The organism is Bacillus sp. 17RED48 (assembly GCF_019837545.1).
In the GTDB taxonomy this organism is placed as follows: domain Bacteria; phylum Bacillota; class Bacilli; order Bacillales; family Bacillaceae_G; genus Bacillus_A; species Bacillus_A wiedmannii.
This window is the reverse complement of the sequence record NZ_JADAXG010000007.1, coordinates 212038-234317: the sequence shown is the minus strand read 5'-3', so window position 1 is coordinate 234317 and position 22280 is coordinate 212038. Positions and strand designations below refer to the sequence as shown.

The following is a 22280-nucleotide window of genomic DNA, read 5'->3' as shown; positions in this document are numbered from 1 at the left end:
TACTGAAATATCTGAAAATATAACTGTATTGTAAAAGAAATTCATATATAAAGTCAACTGACATAATATCATTGACGTTATATCAACTATGGTGATATATTTCAATTAGTTAGAATAAAAAGAAAATTAAAAGAAGGTGACACCATGTATAAAGAACCATTTCAATCAACTTATGAATATGCGCTTGAATGTGATAAACATGATGAACTGAAAGATTTTCAAACTGAATTCTATAAAAAAGAAGGAACAATATATTTAGATGGAAACTCATTAGGACTACTTTCAAAAAGAGCAGAGAAATCGTTACTTACGTTGCTCGATTCATGGAAGGAGTATGGAATTGACGGCTGGACTGAAGGAGAGCATCCGTGGTTTTTCCTTTCGGAGAAATTAGGTGAATTGACAGCGCCTCTTATTGGAGCTTTACCGGAAGAAGTTATTGTAACCGGTTCTACAACGACTAATATACACCAAGTGATTGCGACATTTTATGAGCCGAAAGGAATACGTACAAAAATTCTTGCGGATGAATTAACATTCCCGTCAGATATATATGCACTTCAAAGTCAAATTCGTTTAAAAGGATTAGATCCAGATGAGCATTTAGTACGAGTGAAGAGCCGAGATGGTAGAACACTTTTTGAAGATGATATTATTCGGGAAATGACAGATGATATCGCGTTAATTTTATTACCTTCTGTACTATATAGAAGTGGCCAAATTCTTGATATGAAACGTTTAACAGCCGAAGCACATAAGCGTGGTATTCATATCGGATTCGATTCATGTCATTCAATCGGTTCTATTCCGCATCATTTCAAAGAATGGGATGTTGATTTCGCTATTTGGTGTAATTATAAATATTTAAATGCAGGACCAGGTGGAGTTGGGGGTCTTTATATAAATAAAAAGCATTTTAATAGAATTCCAGGATTATCAGGTTGGTTTAGTTCTAGAAAAGATAAGCAGTTCGATATGGAACATATATTAACAGCTGCTGATCATGCAGGTGCTTATCAAATTGGTACACCGCACGTATTAAGTACTGCACCTTTAATTGGTTCTCTTGAAATATTTAAAGATGCTGGTATAGAACGTTTACGTGAAAAATCGCTACATATTACAAGATACATGCTGGATTTAATTGATCATGAATTAAAAGATTTCGGATTTATAATTGGAAATCCATTAGAGGATGAAAAACGAGGCGGGCACATTTATTTAGAACATGCAGAAGCAGCACGCATATGTAAAGCGCTAAAAGCAAATGGAGTTATCCCTGATTTCCGTGCACCTAATGGAGTTAGACTTGCGCCTGTTGCTTTATACAATACGTATGAGGAAGTATGGAACTCTGTACAAATTTTAAAGAAAATTATGAAAAATGAAGAATATAAAAACTTTGAAAATAAGCGAGAGGTTGTGGCGTAAGCATGAAAACATCGCAGTGGATTGATATTTCACAACCGCTAAATAATGATATCGCGACATGGCCAGGGGATACACCGTTCTCGTATGAAGTTTCATGGTCAAAAGAAAACAGTGGTTCAGTAAATGTCGGAAAGTTAACGATGAGTATCCATACAGGTACTCATATTGATGCACCTTTTCATTTTGATAATGACGGTAAGAAGGTGTTGGATTTAGATATTCAAGTTTATGTTGGCCCAGCGCGAATCATTGACGTTTCTAATCTTGAAAGCATCGGGAAAAAGGAATTAGAAAACTTTCATTTAGAAGGTGTAGAACGATTGTTATTACGTACATCTTCACATGGTAAAGCAAATGAATTCCCAGATGTAATCCCGCATTTACGCGCAGATATTGCAGCCTTTCTTTCTGAAAAGGGAATTCGTTTAATTGGCGTGGATGTACCATCAGTTGATCCATTAGATGATAAAGAATTAGCGGCGCACCATCAATTGTTTAAACATGGCATACACATTTTAGAAAATGTCGTACTAGATCATGTAGCAGACGGTGATTATGAATTAATAGCATTACCACTTGCCTTAACAGATGCAGATGGAAGTCCAGTTCGAGCTGTTATTAGACCAATATAAGTAGAAATGAACACAAAGGGGCGTTTGGCTAATATGAAAGAAAATGAAAAGGTAATTATGGAAAAAGGGATTCATACGGATTTTAAGGAGAATATGACGTATGGAGAGTATTTACAGCTAGATAGCTTATTATCTAGTCAACAAAGATTATCAGATCATCATGATGAAATGTTATTTATCGTTATCCACCAAGCGAGTGAGCTTTGGATGAAACTAATTTTACATGAATTGAATGCTGCAATTGAATCTATTAAACAAGATAAATTACCACCAGCTTTTAAAATGTTAGCACGTGTATCAAAAATTCAGTCGCAAATTATTCAATCTTGGGATATTCTTGCGACATTAACACCATCAGAATATATTGAGTTTCGTGATTCACTTGGTCAGGCTTCAGGTTTTCAATCGTATCAATATCGAATGATTGAATATGCACTTGGTTATAAAACACCACATGCATTAAAGATTTATGAAAAGGACCCAGAATTACATGCTCGTCTTCATAAAGCACTTCATACACCAAGTTTATATGATGTGGCGATACAAGCGCTTGTTAAAGAAGGATTCCCAATTCATAAAGATGTGTTAAATCGTGATATTACGCAGCCTTACGAAGAGGATGCAACTGTAGAAGCGGCTTGGATAGAAGTATATGCGGACGTGCAGAAATATTGGGATTTATATCAGCTTGCAGAGAAATTAATCGATATTGAAGACTGGCTACAACAATGGCGTTTCCGTCATATGAAAACGGTAGAACGAATTATTGGTCATAAAATGGGAACAGGTGGATCTTCTGGCGTATCTTATTTGAAAAGGGTACTTGATCAATGTTTCTTCCCAGAGCTTTGGAATGTTCGCACGAAATTATAAAAAACAAACCTGTCAGTTCATTACTGGCAGGTTTGTTTTTTATTTGAACGCAATTATGTTTTAATGAAAGTTACAAGATATAATAAATTAGGTAATGAATTAATTGGAGGTAAAGTTTTGGATTTCAAGCCACTAGAAAATAAATTTGAAAAGAAAAAAGTAAATACATTTCTCGTTTATCAAAAAGGTGAGTTAACAAGTGAGTATTATAAAACGTTAGAGTGTGAAAATAATCTATTTAAAATAAATTCGATTACAAAAAGCATTGTATCTATATTAATTGGTATTGCAATCGATAAAGGCTATATAAATGATATACATACACCGATTACAAAATGGATTCCAAATATACCAGAAGAAAAAAACGAATTAACAATTTATCATCTATTAACGATGACTACAGGTGAAGATTGGAAAGAGTTCGGAAATGGAGTAGTGTTCCCAAATGATTTTGTAGAATCAGAAAACTGGGTGCAATACATATTAGAAAAACCAATAATTGAAGAACCCGTTACAAAAATGAATTATAACTCAGGGTCTTCGCATTTGCTTAGTTATATTATTCAAGAAGCTACTGGAATGTCGACAGAACAATTTGCAAAAAGATATTTATTTGATCCGTTAGAAATTACCGAATATGAGTGGCGGCAAGATCCTCAAAGCATATATGTTGGTGGATTTGGTATGAAAATGAAATCTAAAGATTTATTAAAAATCGGAATATTATGTTTGCAGAATGGATATTGGCAGGGTAATGAAATTGTATCCTCGAAATGGTTAGAAGAATCAAGTACACCTCTATTTGAAACGTATGAACATGTCGGGGCATATGGATATCACTGGTGGGTATTGAATAACGAAAGATTTCACATACCGTATTGTATGTATTTTGCTATGGGATACGGCGGACAATACATCGTTATCATTCCACAGTTAGAACTGGTAGCAGTTATTAGTAGCCATATGCCAAAACGCGGACTCGTTCCATTGAAATTATTTATTGAGCATGTACAAGAGAATGATAAGTTGATATAAGAAGAGGAGAGAATGTATGAGAGGTGTAAAAACATTAGCTTTATTTAGACTATGTTTAAGTCTTCTAGCATGTAGCGCCATTATTACGCAATTTATAATAAGGGCACAAGTGAAACCGTTCAATCCAGTTAACTTTTTTAGTTTCTTTACGATTGAAAGTAACATCTTAGTTGCATGTATTCTCCTTTTAAGTAGCATTGGAACAGCTACATTCGGTCGATCAGAGCAGTTTAGTATACTTCGTGGTGCCGCAACTGTATATATACTTACGACAGGACTCATTTATTTTTTGCTATTAAGAGGATTAGAAGAATCACTTCAAACCGCAATACCATGGGTGAATACGGTGCTACATTATATCATGCCAATTGCCATGCTTTTAGATTGGATTTTAAATCCACCTAGTAAGAAAATCACTTGGAAACAAGCTGCAAGTTGGCTCTTATTCCCGTTTTTTTACGTTGTGTACAGCTTAATTCGTGGTCCAATCGTAAATTGGTATCCATATCCGTTTTTAGATCCGAGAATAGGTGGATATGGTAGAGTACTTATATACAGTATAGGGATAGCAGTTGTAATTGGTGCTATTTGTATATTGGTAAGATTTTTAGGGAACCGAGATTTTAGGAAAGAATTTTAGAAATGAAAACCCCACTGTTAACATTTTAACAGTGGGGTTTTCATTTTATCTACTCGTCTTCTGAAACGACATTTTTATAAATTTATCTGTCTTCGTTTCAAATTCTACATCAACAAAAACACCATATTCTTTTCCATTTTCACGTAGCCACAATTTAAATTTTTCAACTGTTATTTGAACGGTTTTCGGTTTTCTACCTATATGAAGGTAATCAATAATTTCCGCTTTTGGGTATTGTTCTTTCGTCTTTTCTACAGCAAGTTTCCCCCATTTGGCATACGGTGGCTGCGCATGAACAATTGATGGGCCAGTATATACATTTGAACATGTTGTTATGAACAGAATGACGAGTACGATACGCTTTAACAATTTCTTCATGATGAACTCCTTTTATCTTTTTTCATATTGTTTACATATTTTTTCAACGATATGAGTTTGGATTTTTTTGTCTTCTTTACATAAAAGCGAGGCTTTTACAAAACATAACCAAGAAATCATTTCCGTAATTAAGGAGGGAAAATTATGCGTCAAAAAGCTATTTTTAAAATAGCAGTTTTACTTGTGTTCATAGGACTATCTTTGATGGTCAGTAGTATACAACTAAAGAATGTAGAAGCTTTTTCTAATCAAGTCATTCAAAGAGGAGCATCTGGTGAAGATGTCATTGAACTACAATCTCGTTTGAAATATAACGGATTTTATACGGGAAAAGTGGATGGTGTTTTCGGATGGGGTACATACTGGGCACTTCGAAATTTTCAAGAGAAATTCGGACTACCTGTTGATGGTTTAGCGGGAGCTAAAACGAAGCAAATGCTCGTAAAGGCAACGAAGTATGACAAGTCAACTGCTAATAAAGGAAATAGTGGTGGTACTGCACAAGGAAATAAACCATCTCAAAATAAAGGGACAAATGTTCCAAACGGTTATTCTCAAAATGACATTCAGCTTATGGCAAACGCAGTATATGGAGAATCTCGTGGTGAACCGTACTTAGGGCAAGTTGCAGTAGCTGCAGTTATTTTAAATCGGGTTACAAGTGCATCGTTCCCAAATACCGTTTCGGGTGTCATCTTTGAGCCAAGAGCATTTACAGCGGTAGCAGACGGACAAATATATTTAACGCCAAATGAAACAGCGAAAAAAGCTGTATTAGATGCAATTAATGGATGGGATCCAACAGGAAATGCATTGTATTATTTCAATCCAGATACTGCAACGAGTAAATGGATTTGGACTCGTCCACAAATTAAAAAGATTGGGAAACATATTTTCTGTAAATAGAGCGGAGGTGGAACTATGTTACGAGGTATTATAATCGTATTATTAACAGTCGGTGTAGTTGGAACTGGATACTGGGGCTATAAAGAGCACCAAGAGAAGAATGCTGTATTAATTCGAGCGGAAAATAGTTATCAACGTGCGTTTCATGATTTAGCATACGAAGTTGATTTATTGCACGATAAAATTGGAACAACGCTGGCGATGAATTCACGTGCATCTTTATCACCAGCATTAGCAGATGTATGGCGATTAACATCAGAAGCGCGATCGGATGTAGGGCAATTACCATTAACGTTGATGCCATTTAATAAAACGGAAGAATTCTTAGCAAATATCGGTGATTTTAGTTACCGTGCGGCCATTCGTGATTTAGAAAAAGAGCCGCTAAATGATCAAGAATATAAAACATTGCAAACGTTATATTCAAACGCAGGTAACATTCAAGATGAACTACGAAAAGTACAACATCTTGTTTTGAAAAATAATTTACGCTGGATGGATGTTGAGATGGCACTTGCATCAAATCGTGATCCTGCAGACAATACAATTATTGACGGATTAAAAACAGTGGAGAAAAACGTAACATCGTATTCGTCTACAAACTTCGGACCGACCTTTACAAGTGCGCAAAAAAATAAAAAAGGCGGATTTGAAGCAGAAGGAAAAGCAATTTCTAAAGATGAAGCGGCAAAAATTGCAAAATCATTTTTAAATTTAAAAGGAAATGAAAAAGTAGATGTTGAGAAAAGCGGAAAAGGTGCAAAAGAATCTTTCTATAGTGTGAAAATTAAAGATTCCGCAACGAATAATGAGTTTTATATGGATATTACCGGAAAAGGCGGATATCCAATTTGGGTTATGAATAATCGAGAAATCAAGGAACAGAAAATTAGTTTAAACGATGCAGGAAATAAAGGTTTGACATTCTTAAAGGACCATAAGTTTAATAATATGGAGCTTTATGATAGCTCACAATATGATAACGTTGGAATATTTACGTATGTAGTAAATGAGAACGGCGTACGAATTTACCCAGAGGCAATCCAAATGAAAATCGCTTTAGATGACGGTTCCATCGTTGGATTTTCCGCAAAAGAATATTTAGCATCACACCAAAAACGAACAGTTCCATCAGCAAAGCTAACTGCAGCAGAAGCAAGAAAGAAAATCAATCCAGATGTTAAAGTTATGGAAGAGCGCAAAGCTGTCGTAGTAAATGATTTGCATAATGAAGTACTTTGCTATGAATTTGTAGGTACTTTAGGGAAAGATACGTACCAAATTTTCATTAATGCAAATAGTGGAGCAGAGGAAAAAGTGAAGAAAATGCAAGCTGTTGAAAAAATTTATGATTAAACTTTAATAGTAAAGTGGTGAGAATAATGAAAATCCTAATATATATGTTAATGCTTTGCTTGTTTATAACTGGATGCAGTATTGGAAAAAAGGACAATCCAAACGAAAAACCAGAGCAAAAAAATGTTTCGACGAAAAATGTTAATTATACGAACAAATCAAATAAGCCAAATGAAAAAGCGGCGGACCATTTAGCATCTTTAGCCGCAAGTGTGCCAGGTGTGAATGATGCAACAGCCGTAGTAGTCGGCAAATATGCTATTGTAGGTATTGATGTAAAAGCGAAACTCGATCGAACTCGCGTGGAGTCCATTAAATACTCTGTAGCAGAAAGTTTAAAAAACGATCCGGATGGTGCAAATGCAGTCGTTGTAGCGGATGTTGATACGTATGAACGACTCAAACAAATTGGAAAGCAAATTAAAAAAGGAAAAACAGGTGAAGGTATACTTGATGAGTTAGCAGCAATTGTTGGCCGAGTAATGCCACAAGTTCCAAATGACATGATTGAAAATCGAGAAACGAATCCAATTAAAGATAATGATAAACAATTACCAAACGATGAAGAACAAGAACTAAGAAAAGAACAGAATGACCAATCAAATAATCATTTGAATAAATAAAACGAACCCCGTACTAAAATGTACGGGGATTTTCAATATAATATTTAATATTCAGTTTATTTTTAAGGGAATATATGGTTTAATTATGATGGGAGGGACAACTGTTATGATGAAAAAAAGCGCATTAATAGTATGTAGTTTATGCTTAGGTTTCAGTATGACAGCGTGTGAACAGAAGAAGGAAATGAAAAAACAAACAGCGACTTCTTCTACTGTGTTGGAAAGTGAGAAGAAAGATTCTATCAATTTAAATCATTTCTCGAACATAAATGAAGGAATGACTTATACAGAAGTGAAAGATGTAATTGGTTTTGATGGTAATTTACTTATAGAAGAAGGTGTAGAAGATTCTACACAAATTAAACAAATTTTTTCTTGGAAGGGAAGCGATCCAACTTCATTAGTTGAAATTACCTTTTTAGATGGAAAAGTGCATTCAAAAGCGCAGCAAGGTTTAAGTTAATATGTTGAAAAATGGGAGAGTTTCGCATGAACATACATACAGGGGAAATTCAATTAGTTCCGTATAAAGAGAAATATAAAGAAATTATACAAACATTTACTTTACCAAGTGAACAAGTTCAATTCACATCAGACCCAGGTGAATTACTGGAGAAAGCAAAAAGTGATCGAACAAAAAATGTCATTGTTATTTTAGATTACAATGGGGTACCTGTTGGTCTTTTCGCATTGCAAACGGGAGATAGAGTACAGGAATTCACAAATAATGAAAACGCTTTACTTTTAACTTCGTTTTCTATAAATCAAGATAGACAAAAAAAAGGATATGCTAAAAAGTCATTGGCTTTATTACAAGAGTTTGTAAAACGTTATTTTCCGATAAAAAATGAAGTTGTACTTGCAGTGAATGAAAAAAATATTCCGGCACAAAATTTATATGAAAAAGTCGGCTTCCAAAATAAAGGCTTTAGAAAAATGGGACCAATTGGTCAACAAATTATTATGCATTTACCTATCATGAAATAACGAGAAAAAAACTTACTCTTGCATAACAAAGTAGTAAGTTTTTTTATGTAGACAATCAAAGAATACATATTAATAGGCTAAATTTAAGAGTAAAAAAATTATAGATAGTTACATAAAAAATATAGATACTTGAAGTACATTTATTCTTTATAGTTATACAATCATTAATTCATACTTTTGGGAGGCGTAGCTTTATGGAAATCATTCAATTGCTAAAGAAGGATGACTTATTTAATAAGGCCATAGATGTTTTTTGGAAAGAATGGGGTGAGGAAGGTGGGCGCGCATTCTATGAAGATTGTATGATTAATGCTTTAACTGATCCAAATGGCATACCGAGTTTTTACATTGCAAAAGTAGATGATGAGATCATCGGAACGTATGCATTAATTCGCAATGATTTAAATAGTCGTCAAGATTTGAGCCCTTGGCTAGCATGTTTGTTTGTAAACGAAAAATTTAGGGGTAATTCTGTAGGAGCAAAATTGTTGAATCATGGATTGCTAGAAGCTGCAAAGAGAGGGTACCAATTTCTTTATCTTACTTCAGATCTTAAAGACTATTATGAAAAATATGGATGGGAAAAAATTGGAGTTGCTTATGGGCCTAGTGGAGGGTACATACCTTTGTTTAAAAAGTCAACGGCTCTATAACAAAAGCACTTTTTATTTAAATATCTTTACATCAACTTTGAAACACATTTAAACGAGGAGAAATGATATGACAATTTATATTGCATTACTAAGAGGAATCAATGTAGGCGGGCATAAGGTAATGAAAATGGCAGATTTAAAAGAAATGTTTGAATCCATAGGGTTAAAACAAGTAAAAACATATATTCAAAGCGGTAATATTGTGTTCCAATCTGAGGAAGATATAATATTTCTAAAGGAACGAATACAATTTGAAATTAAAAACGTTTTTGATTTTGATGTTTCTGTCATGTTAAGTACACATGATGAATTTATAAATATGATAAAAAGATGCCCCTATAAAGCTGATTCATTGCTAGAAGGTGAGAGTATACATGTTGCTTTCTTAGCAAATGAACTTTCTGAAAAAGAAAAAGATCAGCTGCTTATGCAAAAAAATGAGACTGAAGATTGCTATATTCATGAAAAATTTGTGTATTTATTTTTCAAAAATAGCATTCGAAATTCTAAATTAATGAACCAGTTTCAAAAGTTACAGACACCAGCTACAGTAAGAAATTGGCGGACTGTGAATAAATTAAAAGCGATAGTTGAGGGGATGTAAAGAAATACGGTAAAGTATATTGGAATACGATTGACAATAGATTAACATCTACAGAAAAGAAAACTCTTAGAGACGTATTACTTAGGGTAGATAAATGTTTAAGAGACAATGGTTATAGTATAAAATAAAACGAATTAAGAGGTATGTAAGATGGGGAAATTTGTGAAAGACCAAAAGGTAGTTGCATTTACATTAGAGGGGGTAGCACCATGTACAGTTATAAGAGTTGGTTGGATTTTTATCATGGTACAAGTAGAAGAAACGAAGCACCTATACTCAGTTACAAAAGGTAAGATAACGTCTATAGAAGAGGATAAACACTATTTTTTAGAAGAGAGTTTTGATGAAGAAGGGGTTTTTGATATTGGTAGAGTTTTTGGTGCGATTGAAACAACAGACATGGAACTTGCAAAGAAATCATTTGAAGAAAATGAAGACTTCAAGAAATACGAAGATTTTCACAATCCATCAGAAGGGAAACTGTATGGTGGAGAGTACTATACTACAATCAAAACAGGTAAAGAATTACTAGAACAATACTTTAATCGAGAAGGAATAGAGTGTAATGGTACAAATTAAATTAGATGTGAAAACAGTTAAAAGTCAAATCTTATTTATGTTAGGTATATAGATTAATAAAAAATTTTTATATTTTATTATTGGGAGGACGAAGTAATGGATTTGGTAAACAAATTTTTAAACGGCTTGAGAGCAGCATTATCAACAGATGATCTCGAAACACTAAATAAAGCGTGCGGTGCTACAAAAGAGGATATTGATACATTAAGGCTAGAATATCCAAATTGTCCAGAATCACTAATCTTTTTTCTTGAAAATATTGATGGTACATATTGGCGGAAATATGGAGAAAACAAAGTTGCGGTATGTATTTTAGGCTCAGATGTTGAAGAGTATCCATATTATTTGCTTTCTACACAGCAGATGCTCGAAAGTTCAAAAGAAGAAGACGTATCCTATCTTTTAGAATACCAAGATGACGAGGATGCTGTTGATTCTAAGATAAATCCAAAAGGACTTCTCCCTGGCACTTATATTCATTTTTCAGACTGTATGAACAATGGTGGAACATCAAGACTCTATATTGATTTTAACCCTTCTGATGAAGGTGTATGTGGTCAAATCATTCGTTTTTTGCACGACCCTGATGAATATGAAGTGATTGCAAACAGCTTTGATGAGTATTTACAGAATCTTATTAATGGTGATTTTAATTTTCTAGAAGAAGAATCCCAATAATTTGTCTACAAACTCATTTAAAAGGTTAGAAATTAAACAACTTTAAAGAGCCTTACTACAATATGATTTGTAGCGAGGCTCTTATATTTTTTAATCAAAATTAAATAACATTATTATCACTTTACAAAATCTCATCTTTTTATTTATATTGTTTTGCGACTATAAGTTCGACGATAGGATAAATAAAGAACGAAGAACAAAGTGCGATAAAAAGAGGAAGATTCTTTATTTCATCGAGTAATAGGAATGAAAATCCTTCTGATAATATTACAATAAAAAACATAAGGCATATAAGTGCAAAATAAGCAATTTTAAAGCTTTTATATTTAATTTGTTGTCCCATTTCATCTTTGCTTTCTTCCGATACTCCGTTTGGATCTCCCCAAGTAATTTGATTAATTAAATTACCAAGTATTAACGAAAAAGCGAATATTGTCCCTCCAAAAATCGAACCTTCCGTTACATATTTATATACGCCATGTATGAGGACTCCAATTAATGATAAAACGATAATTATGAAAATAAATTTTTTATGATTCAATTTAGAAATGACACCTCCAGTGATGTAAAAAACTCTTTACATCCATAGTATAAAATTGGAAAAGTTTAATGTCAAATACTTTTTACATAAATGGTGCAATAATATGGTATTTTGTTTTTACGATTTATAAAAAATTACATTACATTTGAATGTAAAAGAATGGGCTCGCATATATTTGGAAGGGATGTCAGATTAATTTAGGGGGTAGTTATGTCTATTCTATTAAAAGCTGGTGCTGATGCAGGAAATAACGGTTTGAAGTTAATGGTGAAAGGGCAAGACCCTATTTTTATTCCGAGTATATATTCTTTATATATAGGAGAGCCTACAGGATTGTTAGATGAGAGTGATGTTTCATTATCTGAATTAGAAAATCACATTGATGTGACCATTAGTTCTCCATCGCTAATGTTAAATAACGTGCGGTATATCGTTGGGGAAAAAGTCATTCAAGATCAATTAAAAGGTACTGAGGTTGAGAAGAAATCAAATAAGTCAACTGATGAGTTAATGGTTATTACAATTCTATCTGGTTTAGCGGTAAGTGCTATGCGTCAAAGCCCAACTTCTAGTCATATTAATATTCGTTATGATTTATCTGTGGCTCTTCCTATGCAACTTATTACACAAGAAATAGCTGCGGAAAATGCGAAACGTTATATGGGCAATCATAAAGTTGTGTTCCATTATCCAAACGGACGTGATGTGACAATTAATATTTCAATCGAATATTGTAAATGCCTACCTGAGGGCGCTTCTGGGACGTGGGGCATTGTATATGATGAAGAAGGAAATGTTGTGAAACATAAAATAGAATGTGAACAAAATCAAGTTTCAGAAATTGATTTTGTTGATAAAACTTTATTGTCTTTTGATATTGGTGCAGGGACGACAGAAGAAGTAGTTTCACTAGGTGTGAACTTTAGACCACAACTAAGTAAGGGCTTATCATACGGTGTGAAAGAAACGTTACTACAAATTATTACAAGATGGAACCGGAAGTATCCAACAAAGACGATTGATAGTATTACAGAATTTAACCAAATTTATTTAAATGAAAAGCACCCAAGAAATGCGTTACTAGTTGAAGAATCACAGCCAGCATTATTAGGTTTAGCAGCGCGTGTCGCAACGGATATCATAAACAAAATTGATGATATGAAAGACGATCCATACGTATTTATTTATGGTGGGGGCGCAGTAATTATTAAAAACAGTTTAAAAATGATTTTAAAACAAAAAGGACGACTAACAAATGTAATCTTTGTAGATAATCCGTTATTTACAAATGCACGTGGATTATTAGTCTACACTTGTTCGCCAAAATATAGAGAGCATAAGCAAAAAGAGTTAGGATTTACAAACTTAACGATAAGTTAGTTGGTGGAAGTATGCGATCTAGGCGATATAAACATGGTGATCGAGTAAAAATCAATATTCATAAATCAGTATCACCTGAAATGATTGCATGGCTGAATAAACAATCAAACCCAACCAATTTCTTTTTCTTTGCAGCGCAGCAACTCTTTAAACAAGTAGGAGATATTGATGTGTCAAAAGCTATACCTAGTAGCCATGTTTTCTCATTATACGTGGAGCCATCATCTTTATTAAAGGTCGAAGTAAATCCCTTTAAAAACGTGCCACTAGAAGCTAATAAATCCACCGATAATATAAAAAAAAAATCATGGGAATCTGTTGATCAATTAGATTGTCCGTTTTTTTAAACATAGAAAAAATAAGTATTGCCCATCACTATACATACTGATACAGTGATGGGCTTTTTTACATGTAACGAATAGAAGGGGCACAAATTGTGGTGTGCCCCTTCTATTCGTTATTTATCTATATTTTAGATGTATGTTCAGTAACTGCATGAATGATGTCTGCCCAGTCATCAGGATGATTTTCATGTCCTGCGCCATCAAGGGTTAGTAGGACTGAGTTAGGAATTTCATCAATAAGTGCGAGACCATGTTCAAAAGGGAGCGCTGTATCGTCTGTTCCGTGAATAACTAATGTAGGTGCTTGTATGGAGTGAAGCACACCTTCATAAGCATCATCACCTTGAAGTAAAGCGTGATTAAACATACTTAATAGATTGTTTGCGCGTTCTATTTCTTGTTTTACTTGAGTATAGACTCTTTTTTTATCAAATGTTCGTTTGGATCCACATAATAGGCGAGATCCGGAAACTAAATATTCTGCTACAACTTTATCATTTGTCCAATCTAAATGCGTGCCATTTGCGTGATGTGTTAAAATCCTTTCATCCATCGGGGGTAAATCGCGCGTGTTATCGTCAGAGCCTATTACACTTGTAGCTAGTAATGTTAACGACGATATTCTTTCAGGATATTTTACAGCAGCAATTTGAGCTATCATACCACCTAAAGACATACCAAATAGATGTGCTTTATCAATTTGATAAGCATCTAGTACCCCAATTGCATCTTCAGCCATATTTGTAACTGTATAATTGGAAGTTCCAGGTTCATATGTAACAGAGCGTCCCACATCCCGGTTATCAAAACGAATAACAAATTTCCCTGTGTTAGCCAACTGTTCACAAAACTCTTCATCCCAATACACCATTGAACACGTAGCACCCATAATTAATAAAATAGCTGGGTTTTTAGGGTTCCCAAAGCTTTCTGTACATATATCAATCCCGTTTATTTTAAATATCTTTTCAGTCATAGAGTTCTCCCCATTTCTTTTGAATTTCATTAAAAATACAATGTTGAGTGATTCTAAGGTGTATGTAAGTTTCGTTTTGGAATTAATAGTGCAATAACCCCTAAAAATAAGTATATAGCCATTCAAGGCAAAAAATTTTGAGAAATATTTGTATGTTATTAAAATAAATAGCAAGGAGGAATGGAAATGAAAGCAATTGTTATAGATCAATATGGTAATGTTGAAGAATTAAAAGAAAGACAAGTTTTAAAACCGGTTGTTAAAGATAACGAGGTATTAATACGCATTCTCGCAACATCTATTAATCCTGTTGATTGGAAAATAAGAAAAGGAGACTTACAAGAACAGTTACGATTTTCATTTCCAATTATTTTAGGGTTAGATGTAGCTGGTGTTATTGAAGAAGTTGGGGAAGAGGTAGAGTGCTTCAAAGTAGGAGATAAAGTATTTACGAAACCTGAAAATATAGGGAAGGGCTCTTATGCTGAATTCATTACAGTAAAATCGGATTTAGTATCCTATATGCCTACTAATCTAAGTTATGAAGAGGCAGCTTCTATTCCTCTGGCAGGACTTACAGCGTGGCAAAGTCTTGTAGATTACGCAAAAATAAAAGAACATGACCGAGTACTCATTCATGCTGGAGCTGGTGGAGTTGGAAGTTTGGCAATCCAAATCGCAAAATCATTTGGAGCTTTTGTTGCGACAACTGCAAGTAGTAAGAATGAAGAGTTTTTAAAGTCTTTAGGAGCAGATCTCGTTATTGATTATAAAAAAGATAAATTTGAAGAATTACTATCAGATTTCGATATTGTATTAGATACAATAGGTGGCGAAGTACAAGAAAAAAGCTTTCAAATTATAAAATCTGGTGGTGTTTTAGTTTCGATTGTTCATGAGCCAATTCAAAAAGTAAAAGGGATAAAATCAGGATTTCTATGGCTAAAACCAAACGGAAAACAACTAGAACAATTATCAGGTTTAATTGTACACGGAAAAATAAAACCAATTATAAGTAAAGTTGTGCCATTTAATGAAGAGGGGGCTAGAGAAGCTCATATTTTGAGTGAAGGTCAACATGTTAGAGGTAAGATTGTAATGAAAGTCGGATGATAATGAAGATAGTGGCTTGTAGAGAAAGTGAATTTGAACCAGAAAAAAACTTAGAAATAAATACTATCCCAAAATTCACATTTTCATTTTGGGATAGTATTTATTATTGGACATGTAATGTTATCTCTATAATATACAGTTTCGTATTGTATCATGTAATTTCTCTAAACCAATCAACATATCTTTTTCATTTAACATTGAATAGCTAATCCGTAATTTGTTATTATTTATATCGGTATTTAATAGACAAGCTGTTCCTGGTAAAAAAGAGACATCTACTTCATTTGCTTTTTGTAATAAGGTAAAGGGATCTATCGAATCCGGAAGTGTAATCCATAAATTAAAGCCACCATTTGGTATTTCAAATCGTAATTCTTTAAGTGGTGATAACAAGTCAATCGTTATATCACGTCTAATTTGTAAAGCAGTACGTAATTTTTCTAAATGGTTTTTCATACGTTCTGCACGTAAAAAAGGAAGGAGTGCTTTTTGCGTTAATAAAGGACTACCGATATCCATTGAACCTTTTACAGCATATAACCATTCAAAAATAGGCCCATCGGCAATAAGAGATGCGATACGCAATCCTGGTGCTAACGTTTTACTAAATCCTTTTATATATATTACGTGGCCGTTTATATCAAAATTTTTGATAGGAGGGGGAACAGTCGCACCCTCAAAATATATTTCTCCGAAAGAATCATCTTCAATTATAAAAAACTCATATAACTCTGCTAGTTCTATAAGTTCCATTCTCCGTTCTTTACTCATTACTGTACCTGTTGGATTCTGGAAAGTTGGATTCGTATACAATAAAACAGGATTTTTACTTTGACAAATATCATCGATTAAGTCGGAGCGAACTCCATGATTATCAAGAGAAATAGGTATAATTTGAGCACCTTTATTGATGAAAATATCAAGCGCAGCACTATAACAAGGACTTTCCACTAATACAATATCACCAGGCTTTAATAATGTTTGAGCAATTAAATCAATTCCTTGTTGTGCGCCGCTTGTAATTAATAATTGAGATGGATCGGTCACTAAATTCTGGTGTTCACTTAAGTAATTTGCTATTTCAACTCGCAGTTCATAATCACCCTGTACTGGCCCATAAGTTGCTAGGATCATCTGGTCTTTATTGAGTATTTTATGCATTTCGTCTGCTAAGAATGGATTTGGCAATAAACGTGGATACAAAATCGCTTGTGAAAAATCGTAATATTTTCGGTGCTGATTCATTGCATATTGAGATCGCATAACATTAATCGTTTTCGTTTGTTGCCATTTGTACGGAATTGGTTTGAAATCTTTCTTTACATGTTTATGTATATAAGCACCTTTTCCTTGCTCAATGCGTATATATTCTTTCTTTTCTAATTGCTTATATGCCTTACGAACAGTTAATAGGCTAATCTGCAAATCTTCGGCCATAGAGCGTAAAGATGGAAGTGAGTCACCATGTGAAAGCATGCCACTTTGTACTCTTTCAACGATTTGCATATATATTTGCTGGTAATACGGTATGTTGGATTCTTTACGAAGGACAATTTTCATGGTTTCACCTTTTTCGTTTTTATTTTATTAAAGCGAAAAATATAAAGGGAATCAACTACAATTTTAAGTAACTGTTATATACATAGATACACTGTTATACACCATACCTTCTATACTCATGTTAAGAGTAAAAAGGAGGAAGAAAAATGGTCATTTTCAATTATATTTTAGTATGTATTATTTTCGGAACAACATTTTTAACGATAAAAATCGGAATTGAAGCAGGAGCGCCCCCATTATTTTCAGCAGGAATTCGTTTCTTGTTAGCAGGCGTAATTCTGATGATTATATTTAAGTTAAAGCGAAAAGAAATTATGCCACATGTATTTTCAAAACGTATTATATATGCTGGTTTTTGCTTAACGTTTATGACATTCGCAACTTTGTACTGGGCGGAACAATATATTTCTTCAGGGTTAGCTGCTGTACTTTCTGCTACGGGGCCGATGATGATTTTATTATTACAGGCAAAGAGAAATAAGGCAAAATTACAAAAAGAGCAACTCGTAGCATTAATTATTGCACTAATAGGTGTTGTTTTTGTTTCTTTACCAGGAATGCAACAAGAAGTAAGTTTCATATGGAGTATCGCTTGTTTTGTTTTAATAATAGGAGAGTTATTTTACGGAATAGGCTCTATCCGCTCAAAAGAAATACTTTCGGATTTACAAAGTGTATCACCATTTCTCATTAATGGTATTCAAATGTTTTACGGAGGAGTTTTATTACTAATCGTATCCGTCATAGTAGAACAACCGAATGTAACTGTATTAGCTTCATGGAGTGTACAGTGGCCTATTTTATATCTCATCTTTATCGGATCAATTGGTGGGCACGGATTATATTACTGGCTCTTATCAAAAACGAATCCTGTATTCCCGTCAACGTGGTTATATGTATCACCGTTAATTGCTATTATTGTAGGATATATCATATTAGGAGAACCTTTAAACCCTACAATGGGAATAGGTGCTTGTTTTATTTTGGTTGGTGTATTTTTAGCTAATCGATCCACACTCCGGAGCTATTTCAAACAAGGGAAATTATTTGAGAAGGAAATGTAGTTGTATAAAGAAGCAGCCCTGTATATAACAGGGATGCTTGAATTTTATTCATGATACGGATTGACTTTATTTATTGGAAAGTCGTAATATTATTAAGCTATATGAAAGAGAACCACAAAAAGAGGGGGAGTTATTATGAAAATAAACTGGACTGAAGTAAAGGAAAAAATTCGACCGCAAATTTCAAAACCATCCTAGTAATGGCGAACCATCTAAGTGGAAAGATGTTCAAAAAGAAAAACGTAATAGCTGGGATGAAGTAAAGAAAGCGTTAAGGCCAAAATTAGCAGAGAACACATTTATGACATGGATTAGAAATACAAATGCTACTATAGAAGATAATAAATTAATAATTTTTTGTGAAAATGCGTTTCATCGTGATTTACTTGAAGGGGAGTATAAAAATATAATTTCAAGTACCGTACAGAAAATTACTAATGAAGAATATCAAATTTGGTTCGAAATAGGATCAAACGCCGCTTCAATAGCACAAATTCATCATATGCAAAATAAGCAACTCACTTACGGACAAGAGGAATCAAAAATAATTTGGAATCAAATAAAAGATAAAGTACAAGTAACAATTTCAAGACCTTCATATGAAACATGGATCAAAGAAACTACAGCCAGTTTAAATGAAAATTCATTGACTATTTATTTTAAAAACGAATTCCAACAAGAGTGGGTTGAAAAGTCTTATAAAGATTTAATTTTGCATATAGCAAAAGAGTTAACTGAAAATACATATGAGCTTCAATTTGAATTAAAATCAAATACAATTGCAAGCAATAATGGTGAAAAATCAAAATCAACTATTGATAATATTATTTCCAAATTAGAGAAGCACCTCAAAGTCACTACTGATAATTTAAAAAGTAATGATATAGAAGATAGCGATAAACGTATTCAAGCTTTAGAAGGAAAAATAGTGAAGTTGGAAAATGTAATAGATACATTAGTGGGAAAATTAGAGGTAGTAGAATTAAAAACACAGTTGGAAAAATAACCAACTGTGTTTTTTACTTAATTCGCTTTATTGATAAACCCTTTATAATGACGTTTTACAAGCTGGCTTTCTAAAGTCTTCATTGTTTCAAGCGCTACACCGACGATGATAAGTAAGCTTGTACCACCGATTTGTGCAGAAGGTGGTAATGTAGCAATTTTCGTGAATAAGAGCGGTAAAATTGAAATCGCCCCTAAGAAAATTGCCCCGATAAATGTTAAACGGTATAAAATTTTAGTTACATATTGTTCTGTTGATTTACCAGGACGAATACCAGGCACATAGCCATTTTGCTTTTTCAAATTCTCAGCCATTTGTTCAGGGTTTACTTGAATAAATGCGTAGAAGTATGTGAAAGTAACGATCAGACCGACATAAAGCGTCATTCCAATTGGATGTGCGAAATCAAGATTTGCAACTAACCATTGCGATACGCTTGAATCAGGGAAGAGCTGCGCGATTGTACGCGGCGTCATTAAAAATGCGGAAGCAAAGATAACTGGAATTACACCAGCACTATTTACTTTAAGAGGTAAATGAGTGTTTTTTGCTCCTTGGTATTGATTGTTTCCTGAAACAGCTTTTGCATATTGAATCGGTATTTTACGTACAGCTTGTTGAATGTAAATAACGCCAACAACTATCGCTAAAATTACGAGACCAATTAAGATCATCTTTATGATGTGCATGAATAATTGATCGCCTGCATTTTGAAATTGTTGCAAATAAATTTGGTTCGCAACATTTGGAATTGCCGCAACAAGTCCTGCGAAGATAATCATCGAAATACCATTACCAACGCCATTAGCGGTAATTTGTTCACCTAACCAAAGTAAAAATGCAGTACCTGCAGTTAAAACTGTCGCAATAAATAAGTATGTAGTCCAGCTTTGATCTGTAATTAATTGTCCACCTGCTATATTATTAAAACCATAAGACATCCCAATGGCTTGTATGAATGCGAGAATGATTGTAAAGTATCGAGTGAATTGAGCTGATTTCTTACGGCCCATTTCTCCTTGCTTTGCCCATTCCGAAAATTTAGGTATAACGTCCATTTGTAGTAATTGTACTATGATGGAAGCTGTAATATATGGTGTAATACCTACAGCAAAGATTGAGAAGTGTTGCAATGCTCCTCCGCCAAATACGTTTAGCATACCTAAAACGTTAGCTTGATCTTGTACTTTTAATACCTCTGCGTTAGTATGAGGAACTGGAATAAACGTGCCAATTCGAAAAACAATTAGCATCGCTAGTGTAAAAAGAATTTTGTTTCTTATCTCAGCTACTCTCATGAAATTTGAAATCGTACGAAACATTATGTCGCCTCCTATATTTTTATCAGTTCAAAACTGATTATTATATCCCGATGAAGTAACCACAAACCTCCTTCCGCATTAAATTCATTTGACAAATGGAATTTTATACATTTTGTAGTTTTCTCGGATATAAAAATATAAGGTGTTTTTTAGCGACCAATAAGCTTTTCGTAATCATTCAATACACATAATATATCGAATAAATTAACAAATGTACATACATACGCATGAAAAATGAATGAATAGGGGCATTTTTTACATTTATGTAATGCTAGATTGATAATTAGGAACGTTTTATGTAGTTGTATTGAAAGGATTCCGTGGAAAGTATTATGGTGTAGCTGTAGCACATGATAACCTCAAGGAAATCTTCAAGGATATTGAGAAAACTCATATATTTAGTCGTGAATTAGAGAAACTATTAAAGCAAGAAAAGATTTGAATGAAATAGTAGTGAAGGAAAATCTTTCTTCTATAGAGAATATTTCTAACGCAGGAATCTAAGTATATAGGTTCTAATGAAAGGAGAATTCACATGAATACATTTGTAAAGGACAAGTTTTATGAAACGAGAAATCAATTATTTGAGGAAATTACTTTGTTAAGTGATGCTCAATTTAATAGAAAATCAGATAAGGATAAATGGAGTATAGCACAAATTTGTCATCACTTAGTTTTATTAGATGAGAGAGTTATAACGGTTATTTCGTCAGGATTAAAAAAGATGGATAGTTTCCAAAATGAGCGTAAAGAAATTCATACTATTGTATTAGATAGATCGATAAAATTTATAGCACCAGAAATGATTGAACCAAGTATAGAACCATTTGAAGTGCTGCAAATGGTTGATTTGTTAAACGACTCTAGAAAAGAATTGATGCGTTTTCTGAGTACAATAGAAGATGAATCTAAATTGGTAAAAAAATCAGTGATGCATCCAGCTCTTGGAGAATTATTTCTTGATCAGTGGATAGAATTAATCTATTTGCATGAACAGCGTCATATAGAACAAATCAAAGAGGTCAAATTGCTTTGTGAAGTTGAAAAGTAAAAATTATTATCTATTTATTGAGCGATTTAGGATAGCATCAAGGGTTTGAGTGATAAAATACAAGTCTTGATTAAAATTATGATGAATTTAGTTGAAAGCAACCAATAAGCAGAAGAAAATACGAAACTAGCAGATCTTTCTCTTGAATAGGAAACGAACATTCAAAAAAACTGAATCCGAATTGCTGTATAAGTGTAACCCCGTCTTAAATGAAGAACGGGGTTATTATTTTTGGAAGTGATCTCAGCATTTTTATTTAGAAGGAAATAAATTAGCAATGAAATCCGAAAATGTAACCAGCATTACACACTATATCTTTAAGTTATAATGATTTCCGGAAATGAGTTATATGTCCATAATTTTGACAGTACATATACATCTACCGTTGGTTTAGCGCTCTTCACACGTTAGAGGAAGAAGAAAATACGATTCTGCTAGGGGGGATATGTATTTTATTCTCTATATTTTCACAGCAGAACCACCTCCAAAATTATCTTTTGCAGTTGAATTTTTCCGAATAATAAGTTACATTTTTAAAGTTCAAGCAA

Annotated in this window: 24 protein-coding genes and 1 pseudogene; 20 read left to right on the top strand and 5 right to left on the bottom strand. The window is 33.5% G+C overall.

Going from position 1 to position 22280, the window contains the following annotated elements; genetic code table 11:
- Nucleotides 1-144: 144 nt before the first annotated feature.
- The 5 genes from kynU (at nucleotide 145) to ILT06_RS24285 (ending at nucleotide 4611) form a co-directional block, all read left to right on the top strand.
- Nucleotides 145-1431, top strand: a complete 1287-nt coding sequence (gene kynU, locus ILT06_RS24305; RefSeq protein ID WP_064475463.1) for a kynureninase — start codon at nucleotides 145-147, stop codon at nucleotides 1429-1431.
- Nucleotides 1432-1433: 2 nt separating this feature from the next.
- Entirely contained in the window at nucleotides 1434-2063 is a 630-nt protein-coding gene (kynB, locus tag ILT06_RS24300; RefSeq protein ID WP_064475462.1) for an arylformamidase, read from the top strand.
- A gap of 33 nt (nucleotides 2064-2096) precedes the next feature.
- Nucleotides 2097-2936: a tryptophan 2,3-dioxygenase gene (gene kynA / locus ILT06_RS24295; protein WP_002127699.1), complete on the top strand. Its 840-nt coding sequence runs from the start codon at nucleotides 2097-2099 to the stop codon at nucleotides 2934-2936.
- A gap of 117 nt (nucleotides 2937-3053) precedes the next feature.
- Entirely contained in the window at nucleotides 3054-3971 is a 918-nt protein-coding gene (locus ILT06_RS24290; protein ID WP_149173567.1) for a serine hydrolase domain-containing protein, read from the top strand.
- Between the two features lie 16 nt (nucleotides 3972-3987).
- Nucleotides 3988-4611, top strand: a complete 624-nt coding sequence (locus ILT06_RS24285) for a Pr6Pr family membrane protein (RefSeq protein WP_064475460.1) — start codon at nucleotides 3988-3990, stop codon at nucleotides 4609-4611.
- A 45-nt stretch (nucleotides 4612-4656) separates the two neighbouring features.
- Here the strand turns inward: ILT06_RS24285 and ILT06_RS24280 are convergent, their stop codons facing one another.
- Nucleotides 4657-4989, bottom strand: coding sequence for a DUF3889 domain-containing protein (locus tag ILT06_RS24280; RefSeq protein ID WP_064475459.1), 333 nt, complete (start codon nucleotides 4987-4989; stop codon nucleotides 4657-4659).
- 144 nt (nucleotides 4990-5133) lie between these two features.
- On the opposite strand from ILT06_RS24280, the gene sleB reads away from it, so the two are divergent.
- The 9 genes from sleB (at nucleotide 5134) to ILT06_RS24235 (ending at nucleotide 11375) form a co-directional block, all read left to right on the top strand.
- Nucleotides 5134-5895, top strand: a complete 762-nt coding sequence (gene sleB / locus ILT06_RS24275) for a spore cortex-lytic enzyme (protein WP_064475458.1) — start codon at nucleotides 5134-5136, stop codon at nucleotides 5893-5895.
- Nucleotides 5896-5910: 15 nt separating this feature from the next.
- Nucleotides 5911-7251 carry a germination protein YpeB gene (gene ypeB / locus ILT06_RS24270; RefSeq protein WP_064475457.1) on the top strand — a complete coding sequence of 447 codons (1341 nt, stop codon included), beginning with the start codon at nucleotides 5911-5913 and terminating at the stop codon, nucleotides 7249-7251.
- Between the two features lie 26 nt (nucleotides 7252-7277).
- Nucleotides 7278-7874 carry a YhcN/YlaJ family sporulation lipoprotein gene (locus ILT06_RS24265; protein WP_064475456.1) on the top strand — a complete coding sequence of 199 codons (597 nt, stop codon included), beginning with the start codon at nucleotides 7278-7280 and terminating at the stop codon, nucleotides 7872-7874.
- A 106-nt stretch (nucleotides 7875-7980) separates the two neighbouring features.
- Nucleotides 7981-8337, top strand: coding sequence for a hypothetical protein (locus tag ILT06_RS24260; protein ID WP_064475455.1), 357 nt, complete (start codon nucleotides 7981-7983; stop codon nucleotides 8335-8337).
- 26 nt (nucleotides 8338-8363) lie between these two features.
- Nucleotides 8364-8861, top strand: coding sequence for a GNAT family N-acetyltransferase (locus tag ILT06_RS24255; protein WP_064475454.1), 498 nt, complete (start codon nucleotides 8364-8366; stop codon nucleotides 8859-8861).
- A gap of 194 nt (nucleotides 8862-9055) precedes the next feature.
- Nucleotides 9056-9514 (top strand): GNAT family N-acetyltransferase, encoded by a 459-nt coding sequence (locus ILT06_RS24250; protein ID WP_064475453.1) that lies wholly within the window; start codon nucleotides 9056-9058, stop codon nucleotides 9512-9514.
- Between the two features lie 67 nt (nucleotides 9515-9581).
- Complete coding sequence (locus ILT06_RS24245) at nucleotides 9582-10118, top strand: DUF1697 domain-containing protein (RefSeq protein ID WP_064475452.1); 537 nt, start codon at nucleotides 9582-9584, stop codon at nucleotides 10116-10118.
- 150 nt (nucleotides 10119-10268) lie between these two features.
- The gene (locus ILT06_RS24240) at nucleotides 10269-10697 is read left to right on the top strand and encodes a hypothetical protein (protein ID WP_064475451.1); all 429 of its coding nucleotides are present in this window, start codon (nucleotides 10269-10271) and stop codon (nucleotides 10695-10697) included.
- A 96-nt stretch (nucleotides 10698-10793) separates the two neighbouring features.
- Nucleotides 10794-11375, top strand: coding sequence for an SMI1/KNR4 family protein (locus ILT06_RS24235; RefSeq protein ID WP_222655615.1), 582 nt, complete (start codon nucleotides 10794-10796; stop codon nucleotides 11373-11375).
- Between the two features lie 139 nt (nucleotides 11376-11514).
- On the opposite strand, the gene ILT06_RS24230 is transcribed toward ILT06_RS24235, so the two are convergent.
- The gene (locus ILT06_RS24230; protein ID WP_222655614.1) at nucleotides 11515-11916 is read right to left on the bottom strand and encodes a hypothetical protein; all 402 of its coding nucleotides are present in this window, start codon (nucleotides 11914-11916) and stop codon (nucleotides 11515-11517) included.
- A 210-nt stretch (nucleotides 11917-12126) separates the two neighbouring features.
- On the opposite strand from ILT06_RS24230, the gene ILT06_RS24225 reads away from it, so the two are divergent.
- Both ILT06_RS24225 and ILT06_RS24220 read left to right on the top strand, forming a co-directional pair.
- On the top strand, nucleotides 12127-13296 hold the full coding sequence (locus ILT06_RS24225; protein ID WP_000025617.1) for a ParM/StbA family protein: 1170 nt from the start codon (nucleotides 12127-12129) through the stop codon (nucleotides 13294-13296).
- Between the two features lie 11 nt (nucleotides 13297-13307).
- Nucleotides 13308-13643, top strand: coding sequence for a hypothetical protein (locus ILT06_RS24220; RefSeq protein WP_064475448.1), 336 nt, complete (start codon nucleotides 13308-13310; stop codon nucleotides 13641-13643).
- Between the two features lie 118 nt (nucleotides 13644-13761).
- Here ILT06_RS24220 and mleBCA read toward each other — a convergent pair whose 3' ends face one another.
- The gene (gene mleBCA / locus ILT06_RS24215) at nucleotides 13762-14616 is read right to left on the bottom strand and encodes a BCA family alpha/beta fold macrolide esterase (RefSeq protein ID WP_064475447.1); all 855 of its coding nucleotides are present in this window, start codon (nucleotides 14614-14616) and stop codon (nucleotides 13762-13764) included.
- Between the two features lie 186 nt (nucleotides 14617-14802).
- Here mleBCA and ILT06_RS24210 point away from each other — a divergent pair, with 186 nt between their 5' ends.
- Nucleotides 14803-15729 (top strand): NADP-dependent oxidoreductase, encoded by a 927-nt coding sequence (locus ILT06_RS24210; protein WP_064475446.1) that lies wholly within the window; start codon nucleotides 14803-14805, stop codon nucleotides 15727-15729.
- A 126-nt stretch (nucleotides 15730-15855) separates the two neighbouring features.
- On the opposite strand, the gene pdxR is transcribed toward ILT06_RS24210, so the two are convergent.
- A complete protein-coding gene (pdxR, locus tag ILT06_RS24205) occupies nucleotides 15856-17289 on the bottom strand; it encodes a MocR-like pyridoxine biosynthesis transcription factor PdxR (RefSeq protein ID WP_064475445.1) in 1434 nt (477 codons plus the stop codon).
- A 146-nt stretch (nucleotides 17290-17435) separates the two neighbouring features.
- Here pdxR and ILT06_RS24200 point away from each other — a divergent pair, with 146 nt between their 5' ends.
- Both ILT06_RS24200 and ILT06_RS24195 read left to right on the top strand, forming a co-directional pair.
- Nucleotides 17436-18353 carry a DMT family transporter gene (locus tag ILT06_RS24200; protein WP_064475444.1) on the top strand — a complete coding sequence of 306 codons (918 nt, stop codon included), beginning with the start codon at nucleotides 17436-17438 and terminating at the stop codon, nucleotides 18351-18353.
- 135 nt (nucleotides 18354-18488) lie between these two features.
- A pseudogene (locus ILT06_RS24195) lies at nucleotides 18489-19359 on the top strand (DnaA N-terminal domain-containing protein).
- Nucleotides 19360-19376: 17 nt separating this feature from the next.
- Here ILT06_RS24195 and secY read toward each other — a convergent pair.
- Entirely contained in the window at nucleotides 19377-20681 is a 1305-nt protein-coding gene (secY, locus tag ILT06_RS24190) for a preprotein translocase subunit SecY (RefSeq protein ID WP_064475443.1), read from the bottom strand.
- A 535-nt stretch (nucleotides 20682-21216) separates the two neighbouring features.
- Between secY and ILT06_RS24185 the strand changes: the two genes are divergently transcribed.
- Nucleotides 21217-21732 carry a DinB family protein gene (locus tag ILT06_RS24185; protein ID WP_064475442.1) on the top strand — a complete coding sequence of 172 codons (516 nt, stop codon included), beginning with the start codon at nucleotides 21217-21219 and terminating at the stop codon, nucleotides 21730-21732.
- The last annotated feature ends 548 nt before the right edge of the window (nucleotides 21733-22280 follow it).

Excerpts from the sequence above, each read along its gene's own strand:
- ILT06_RS24225 (WP_000025617.1), top strand. The coding sequence starts at position 12,127 with ATGTCTATTCTATTAAAAGCTGGTGCTGATGCAGGAAATAACGGTTTG.
- secY (WP_064475443.1), bottom strand. The coding sequence starts at position 20,681 with ATGTTTCGTACGATTTCAAATTTCATGAGAGTAGCTGAGATAAGAAAC.
- ILT06_RS24260 (WP_064475455.1), top strand. The coding sequence starts at position 7,981 with ATGATGAAAAAAAGCGCATTAATAGTATGTAGTTTATGCTTAGGTTTC.
- ILT06_RS24285 (WP_064475460.1), top strand. The coding sequence starts at position 3,988 with ATGAGAGGTGTAAAAACATTAGCTTTATTTAGACTATGTTTAAGTCTT.
- kynB (WP_064475462.1), top strand. The coding sequence starts at position 1,434 with ATGAAAACATCGCAGTGGATTGATATTTCACAACCGCTAAATAATGAT.
- kynA (WP_002127699.1), top strand. The coding sequence starts at position 2,097 with ATGAAAGAAAATGAAAAGGTAATTATGGAAAAAGGGATTCATACGGAT.
- ILT06_RS24210 (WP_064475446.1), top strand. The coding sequence starts at position 14,803 with ATGAAAGCAATTGTTATAGATCAATATGGTAATGTTGAAGAATTAAAA.
- mleBCA (WP_064475447.1), bottom strand. The coding sequence starts at position 14,616 with ATGACTGAAAAGATATTTAAAATAAACGGGATTGATATATGTACAGAA.
- ypeB (WP_064475457.1), top strand. The coding sequence starts at position 5,911 with ATGTTACGAGGTATTATAATCGTATTATTAACAGTCGGTGTAGTTGGA.
- ILT06_RS24255 (WP_064475454.1), top strand. The coding sequence starts at position 8,364 with ATGAACATACATACAGGGGAAATTCAATTAGTTCCGTATAAAGAGAAA.
- pdxR (WP_064475445.1), bottom strand. The coding sequence starts at position 17,289 with ATGAAAATTGTCCTTCGTAAAGAATCCAACATACCGTATTACCAGCAA.
- ILT06_RS24245 (WP_064475452.1), top strand. The coding sequence starts at position 9,582 with ATGACAATTTATATTGCATTACTAAGAGGAATCAATGTAGGCGGGCAT.
- ILT06_RS24200 (WP_064475444.1), top strand. The coding sequence starts at position 17,436 with ATGGTCATTTTCAATTATATTTTAGTATGTATTATTTTCGGAACAACA.
- ILT06_RS24240 (WP_064475451.1), top strand. The coding sequence starts at position 10,269 with ATGGGGAAATTTGTGAAAGACCAAAAGGTAGTTGCATTTACATTAGAG.
- ILT06_RS24280 (WP_064475459.1), bottom strand. The coding sequence starts at position 4,989 with ATGAAGAAATTGTTAAAGCGTATCGTACTCGTCATTCTGTTCATAACA.
- kynU (WP_064475463.1), top strand. The coding sequence starts at position 145 with ATGTATAAAGAACCATTTCAATCAACTTATGAATATGCGCTTGAATGT.
- ILT06_RS24220 (WP_064475448.1), top strand. The coding sequence starts at position 13,308 with ATGCGATCTAGGCGATATAAACATGGTGATCGAGTAAAAATCAATATT.
- ILT06_RS24185 (WP_064475442.1), top strand. The coding sequence starts at position 21,217 with ATGAATACATTTGTAAAGGACAAGTTTTATGAAACGAGAAATCAATTA.
- ILT06_RS24250 (WP_064475453.1), top strand. The coding sequence starts at position 9,056 with ATGGAAATCATTCAATTGCTAAAGAAGGATGACTTATTTAATAAGGCC.
- ILT06_RS24235 (WP_222655615.1), top strand. The coding sequence starts at position 10,794 with ATGGATTTGGTAAACAAATTTTTAAACGGCTTGAGAGCAGCATTATCA.
- ILT06_RS24265 (WP_064475456.1), top strand. The coding sequence starts at position 7,278 with ATGAAAATCCTAATATATATGTTAATGCTTTGCTTGTTTATAACTGGA.
- sleB (WP_064475458.1), top strand. The coding sequence starts at position 5,134 with ATGCGTCAAAAAGCTATTTTTAAAATAGCAGTTTTACTTGTGTTCATA.